General features: G+C 57.6%; 7 protein-coding genes. 5 read left to right on the plus strand and 2 right to left on the minus strand.

All coding sequences use genetic code 11. The features are described 5' to 3' along the window. Positions 1–65 precede the first annotated feature (65 nt). Positions 66–626, plus strand: coding sequence for a ferric reductase-like transmembrane domain-containing protein (locus AB1E33_RS28900; RefSeq protein WP_372580681.1), 561 nt, complete (start codon positions 66–68; stop codon positions 624–626). Between the two features lie 134 nt (positions 627–760). On the opposite strand, the gene AB1E33_RS28905 is transcribed toward AB1E33_RS28900, so the two are convergent. Continuing rightward, complete coding sequence (locus AB1E33_RS28905; protein ID WP_372580682.1) at positions 761–1,447, minus strand: GntR family transcriptional regulator; 687 nt, start codon at positions 1,445–1,447, stop codon at positions 761–763. Between the two features lie 140 nt (positions 1,448–1,587). On the opposite strand from AB1E33_RS28905, the gene AB1E33_RS28910 reads away from it, so the two are divergent. From AB1E33_RS28910 to AB1E33_RS28925, 4 genes are all read left to right on the plus strand, one after another. Further along, positions 1,588–2,745, plus strand: a complete 1,158-nt coding sequence (locus tag AB1E33_RS28910; protein WP_372580683.1) for a M24 family metallopeptidase — start codon at positions 1,588–1,590, stop codon at positions 2,743–2,745. A 2-nt stretch (positions 2,746–2,747) separates the two neighbouring features. Then, a complete protein-coding gene (locus AB1E33_RS28915) occupies positions 2,748–3,542 on the plus strand; it encodes a carbon-nitrogen hydrolase family protein (RefSeq protein ID WP_372580684.1) in 795 nt (264 codons plus the stop codon). Positions 3,543–3,715: 173 nt separating this feature from the next. Then, entirely contained in the window at positions 3,716–4,603 is an 888-nt protein-coding gene (locus AB1E33_RS28920) for a tyrosine-type recombinase/integrase (RefSeq protein ID WP_372580685.1), read from the plus strand. Between the two features lie 12 nt (positions 4,604–4,615). Further along, complete coding sequence (locus AB1E33_RS28925; protein WP_372580686.1) at positions 4,616–5,815, plus strand: IS91 family transposase; 1,200 nt, start codon at positions 4,616–4,618, stop codon at positions 5,813–5,815. 271 nt (positions 5,816–6,086) lie between these two features. On the opposite strand, the gene AB1E33_RS28930 is transcribed toward AB1E33_RS28925, so the two are convergent. Continuing rightward, positions 6,087–6,295: hypothetical protein (locus tag AB1E33_RS28930; RefSeq protein ID WP_372580687.1), on the minus strand; the 209-nt coding region annotated here is incomplete at its 5' end.

The raw sequence follows: 6,295 nt of genomic DNA on the forward strand, positions 1-6,295 counted from the left end.
TGGCTGCATTCAGGGCTATCCTAATCTGGGCTGCGCTTGCGGTCGTCACTGCCGGGCCAGTGGTCGTGGCGGCGAACAGTGAGTTGCTTCAATATCGCAGCGCAATCTACATCACTGCAGGCTGCGCGGGCGTGATCGCCCTGGCGCTTTTGTTATTACAACCTTTGCTGGCAGCAGGGCTCCTTCCCGGGCTGCCCATGCCGGTCGGGCGCAGGATCCATCGCTGGACCGGCGCGACCTTGCTGTTCGCCGTTGCCGTTCATGTTGCCGGTCTCTGGATAACGAGCCCACCTGACATGATTGACGCGCTGACCTTCACTGCGCCTACAGCCTTCTCGGCGTTCGGCGTCATAGCAATGTGGGCGTTGGTCGCTGCAGCCCTCCTGGCCGGGTTCAGGAAGAGTTTGCGTTTGCGTCCGCAGGTCTGGCGCCTTGCTCACACCATGGCCGCCATGGTGGTCGTCGTCGGAACGGTGGCGCACGCGCTCATGATCGAGGGCACCATGGGGACCGGTTCCAAAATCATGATGTGTGTGGTTTTAGGTGCGTTGTTGGTTCTTGCGGTGAGAAGACTTCGGCCTTGGGCCGGGGTGTCAAGAGCGCGGGAGACGCAGGCGCAGGAGTAATTGCCTTATCCCGCAATCCTGACGTCGACGCCCTTCGACGTTTTGCATGCGCGGCGAATGGCAACAAAGCCGCCTGCGACCGCAGAATTCGGCTACCTTTACCAAGGTCAGCTCTGGGCCGTGGATTGGTTTCGCTAATCCTCATCGGGCGACAGCAAGTGCGTTTTAATCCGCTGATAACCAAATCCGATATGAGTACGCTGGATAAACCCGATCGCGGCCATATCGCCAAGTTTCAGAGCTGTATTGATATCCTCCAATTCCGCAACCAATGCCAGCGCCACATCAGGGCCCACCTGGTTGCCAACACGGTACCAGGTGCTGGCGGCCTGGTAGTAGGTTTGCCACCAGAACGACTGCAGAATGCTGTTTCCGATTAGGTTGGCGATCAATTCGTGTAGACAATGATTGATTTCAACATATCGCTTGGGATCGAAAGATTCGCATAGTGCACGAGCTTCTTCCAACAAGTCTTGGCCAGATTCGCAGTCGGTCGGTGTGATTGGGCGTGGCGACATGGCGCCAATCAGGGAGGCCAATTCAAGGCGCATATCATAGACATGCCGTATCTTTGCCGAAGTCAGCGCGACAACCACTGTACCGACGCCATTTCTTGTTTCAACCAATCCTAGATGACTGATCCTGCTAATCGCATCGCGAACCGGTGTGCGGCTAACGCCGAATTCGGCGGCGAGTTCGGCCTCTTTTAGCTGATCACCGGGTTGGTAATCCAGGAAACAGATACGTTTCAAAAGCTCAGTCTGAATGGACTCGACTGTGCCTTTGGGGCTTGCCTCGGCGATCTGTGTGATGTGGCTCATTGCTGCCTCCTCAACGAAACCTGTATACACCAAAAGAACTTTTAGGACAATTTAGACAGTTTTCACCTAGTTGATTTCTTTCCTGCATACAGCTAATGCAGCTACCAAATACACGGACCCACCATTTCAGGAAATTTGACATGCTTGATGAAGCCAAAATGCGCACCTCATCGCTTCAGGCCCGCATGCAAGACATGGGCATTCAGCGCGCCGTTCTTACCGACGAAAGCTCCATCGCATATCTTGCGGGATTCTGGGGTTATCTGGGTATTGAGTTCGGCCGCCCGACCATGCTGGTTGTGAATGCCGATAAGGCCCCCATCGTGATCACCCCGCTGATGGAAAGCGAAATGGTTGGCGCCATGACTTGGGTCGAAGATGTGCGCACTTGGGAAGACATGGGGCAACGCACATGGGGCCGTGCGCTTGCTGGCGCTTTGGGTGACAAGCCAGACGAAATCTGGGTAGAACGCGGTAGCATTCCGGCAATTGTGCGCAACCATCTGGATGAAACCTATCCGGGCGCGTTGATCAAGGATATCTCGCCGGTTTTGGGCGCCATGCGGATGATCAAATCCGCATTTGAAATTCAGGTGATGAAAGAGGCCGGTCAGATCGCCGGGGCAATGATGAAGGCCGCGCATGTTAGCTTGCAGGAGGGCGCCCAGGAATTTGAAAGCGCACTTGCGGTGATTGAGGCCGGGTCGCGTAAAGCCGCAACATTTCTGACTGACAAGGGCTGGGACAGATTCGTCTCGCCTATGATCCACAACCTGCAGATCCTGCAAAGCGGCGCCGACACATCAATGGTGCACCGCCGTGCTTCCGTTCGTCATTACCAGCGTTTTGACCCGGTCTATTTCTGCTTTTGCAACATGGCGCAGTTCAAACAATACAAACTCGGTTTTGACCGGATGTTTCACGTTGGCGATGTTCGTGACGATGCCGCTCGTGTCCAAGAAGCCGCCATAGACGCGCAACAGGCCGCAATTGCAGAAATTCGTCCCGGTATCGAGGCTCAACAGGTCGCCGCTGCCGCAAATGAGGTATATTCCGAGCGCGGATATGAGACCGGCTATCGTACTGGCCGATCCATTGGAGTTGCCTATCTGGAGGCACCTGAGCTAAAAACTGGCGACACCACCATCCTGCAACCCGGCATGACCTTTGCCGTGGACGGAGGCATCTCAATTGATGGGGTGACAGCCGGTCGTATCGGCGATTCCGTCGTCGTGACCGAGACGGGCTTTGAGTACATTACCAACTATCCCCGTAGTCTGCTGGTCACGGAAAACTAAGGATGGGCCGCACGTTTCGCCTTGCTGTGGGGCAATCTCCGGCCGAGCTAGCAACCACACGAGACCGGCTGGACTGGCTGGCCGAAATGTTGCCTCGTATTGCAAGGCAATTTACGGACCTTCTGGTACTGCCAGAGCTTTTCGCCACTGGTTACAACATCGGCAGTCAAGTTGTGGAACGGGCCGAACCCGCCGACGGACCTATCGCAAAAGCCGTCGCAGCGCTTGCCAAAACCCACGGCGTCGCAATTCACTATGGGTATCCCGAAATTGAGGGAGAGGCGATCTTCAATGCGGTCCAGTGTATCGAGCCAGACGGTGCGGTGCTGGGCGGTCACCGTAAGCTGGCGATCCCACCGGGTTTTGAAGGGGACCACTTCACACCGGGCCGAGACTGCACACTCTTTTCATATCGTGGCGTGCGCATTGCGACCTTGATTTGCTACGATGCGGAATTTCCGGAAACGGCGCGGCACGTGGCCTCATTGGGAGCGGAGCTCGTCCTCGTGCCCACAGCGCTTGGCGTTCAATGGGACTGGGTCGCGCAACGGATGATACCAACGCGGGCCTATGAAAATGGTATTTACCTCGCCTATGCCAATAGCGCGGGGACCGAAAATGGACTACAGTTTTTGGGTCAAAGTTTCATTGCGACCCCAGATGGGCAAGAGCTTGCGCGGGCGGGAAAAGAGACCGAGATTCTATATGGGACTCTGGAGTTAGACAAAGTGTCGACCGCCCAATCCCGGCTCCCATATCTTAGGGACCGGCAGGCGCTCAAACTCAATGATCGCTAGCTTGTTTCAAATCGCAGGCATTCCCGCGCCGCAGCCGCAGGGAGGACGAAGCCGCTATCGCGGCAATGGCGCTTGTGGCTGGCGTTATGAGCCGATCCTGACGGCGTATATTTTGCGATCTTGATGACCTGTCTGACGATTGGGGTTTCTCAATCTGATGACAGGAGGTTCCGATGACAGAGGAGAAGATGAGCCCGCTGCGTGCGCGGATGATAGAAGATATGCGCATTCGTGGGATGTCACCGAAGACCCAGCAAGGCCATATCAGGGCGGTCAGGTACTTGGCCGAGTTCATCGGGCGTTCACCCGATACGGCGACGCCGGATGAGTTGCGTGCCTATCAGCTGCACATGACGGATTCTGGCGTCTCAACCGGCGTGTTCAACGCCAGGATCGTGTCGCTGCGGTTCTTCTTTGGCATGACCTGCGGGCGTGAAGAGATGAAGCGGTACATGCAGTTCCGGCGCAGGGCGAAGAAGCTGCCGGTTGTCCTGAGCGTCGAGGAGGTGGGCGATCTTCTGGCGGCGGTTCCCGGACCGGGGCTCAAGTATCGCGCGGCCTTGGGGATCAGCTATGGCGCGGGGCTGAGGGCATCGGAGGTCTGCAATCTAAAGGTCTCGGACATCGACAGTGACCGGGTGCTGATCCATGTCGATGAGGGCAAGAACGACAAAGACCGCAAAGCGATGTTGTCGCCCGCGCTGCTTGTTCTGCTCCGTGATTATTGGCGAGAGGCGCGACCCGAGGGCTGGCTGTTTCCTGGCAAACCCAAGATCATGGCATTGTCACCGCGTCAGCTGAACCGCGCGTTCACGTCTGCCAAGCACATGGCCGGGATCAACAAGCCCGCGACCCTGCACACCCTGCGGCACAGCTTCGCGAAGCATCTGCTCGAGGCCGGAACGGATGTCCGGGTGATCCAGGTGCTTTTGAGGCATTCAAAGCTGAGCACGACGGCGCGCTACACCCATGTCGCGACCAAGACCATTCGCGGCACCGTCAGCCCGTACGAGATGTTGGAGAAGCTGCAGGATCACACCGTCAGGCGGGGATTGGAGTAGCAGGCCGGGCGGTTGCCGCGCCCGAAGCTGGAGATCGCAGATATCTTTCGACGACATGGCCCCGCGTGGCGGCGGGCCAATGCGGGATATATAAGTCTCGGCCAACTCAAGGTAATGTCGGCGATTGAAACCTGCCGAACCGAAGCTCTTGGCGGGCATGTGGCGGGATGCATCAAATGCGGCCACCATCACATCGCATACAACAGCTGCAAGAACCGGCATTGCCCCAAATGCCAGGGACCCGCCGCACGCGATTGGATGGAGGCGCGTACTGAAGACCTGCTGCCGGTCGAGTACTTCCACGTTGTCTTCACCTTGCCCGCTGAGATCGCCCGTATCGCGTATTGGAACCAGAAGGCGGTCTACGGCTTGTTGTTCCGTGCATCAGCCGAGGCAGTGATGACCATCGCCGCCGACCCCAAGCGCCTCGGCGCGAAGTTCGGCCTGACCAGCGTCCTGCACACCTGGGGATCGGCACTCACGCATCACCCACACATCCATATGATCGTGCCCGGTGGTGGTCTGTCATTGGACGGCACCAAATGGGTCGCGTGCAAGCCCGGGTTCTTCCTGCATGTGCGGGTGTTGGCGCGGCTGTTCAGACGCCTGTTTCTCGATGGGCTCATAGACTTGCACCGTTCAGGCCTGCTCAACTTCTTTGGCAATCTCGATCGCTTGGCGCAGCAGGATACCTTTGTCCAGTGGCTTGCCCCGTTCCGCAAATCTGAATGGGTCATCTATGCCAAACCGCCCTTCGGAGGGCCCGAGGCAGTCCTGACATATTTGAGTCGATACACACATCGGGTTGCCATCTCGAACCATCGATTGATCAGCGCCGATGCAGAAACCGTCGCGTTCCGCTGGAAGGATTACCGTATCAAGCGCGGTGACCGCCAAAAGATCATGCGCTTGGCCACACCCGAGTTCATCCGCCGCTTCCTGATCCACGTTCTCCCTAACGGCTTCCATCGCATCCGCCACTATGGCCTTCTGGCCAGCTCGGCGCGCAAAGCAAACATCATGAAGATCCGAGCGTTGCTCCGTGTTCAACGCACCGAGCAAATCGCTGAACCAGACCCGGAACCCAAGATCACCCCTCTCACTTTGCGCGAACCTTGCCCGTGCTGCGGTGGCGACATGCGCATCATCGAGATCTTCCGGCGCGGCCAGAAACCAATGTCGCGCGCGCCACCAAGGGAGCAGGCCGCATGACACGAAGCCTGTTCACCCAATACAATATCAGCCGGTCACCTTTGGATGATCGGGCGAATCCGTCTGCAGCCGTCATCCAAAACGGCGACGTGGATCGCATCATTCGCATTCAATCGGTGACATGCTTGCGGCCAAGCTGGCATAACATGACCGCAGCAAGCGCCTCCAAGACAGTCGACCGCGCGACCGTGGCAACGTCAGCCTCACCCATCGGTGCACTTTCCCCATAGTCTGATCCCAGACCCCCGCGACTTCCTCCTTCCGAGGTTTGTCAACGCGGGCCGCCGTCGGCGCCCAAAGGCAAAGTTGCACCCCGGCCCGCATCGAAAAACATGATGTTGGTCCTCCCCCACTGAAGTGGTCCTCCGCTATGTTTAGGAATATGGAGGAAACCGATGGCAAACAAGCGACCGAAGCCGGAAGAGATTGTCACGAAGTTACGGCAGGTTGAGGTTCTGACGGGGCAAGGTATGCCGCGTC

Origin of the sequence: Ruegeria hyattellae, assembly GCF_041537925.1 — a bacterium.
In the GTDB taxonomy this organism is placed as follows: domain Bacteria; phylum Pseudomonadota; class Alphaproteobacteria; order Rhodobacterales; family Rhodobacteraceae; genus Ruegeria_C.

What these genes read in the sequence shown, in the direction of transcription:
- AB1E33_RS28905 (WP_372580682.1), bottom strand. Translation starts at nt 1,447, where the DNA reads ATGAGCCACATCACACAGATCGCCGAGGCAAGCCCCAAAGGCACAGTC.
- AB1E33_RS28910 (WP_372580683.1), top strand. Translation starts at nt 1,588, where the DNA reads ATGCTTGATGAAGCCAAAATGCGCACCTCATCGCTTCAGGCCCGCATG.
- AB1E33_RS28915 (WP_372580684.1), top strand. Translation starts at nt 2,748, where the DNA reads ATGGGCCGCACGTTTCGCCTTGCTGTGGGGCAATCTCCGGCCGAGCTA.
- AB1E33_RS28920 (WP_372580685.1), top strand. Translation starts at nt 3,716, where the DNA reads ATGACAGAGGAGAAGATGAGCCCGCTGCGTGCGCGGATGATAGAAGAT.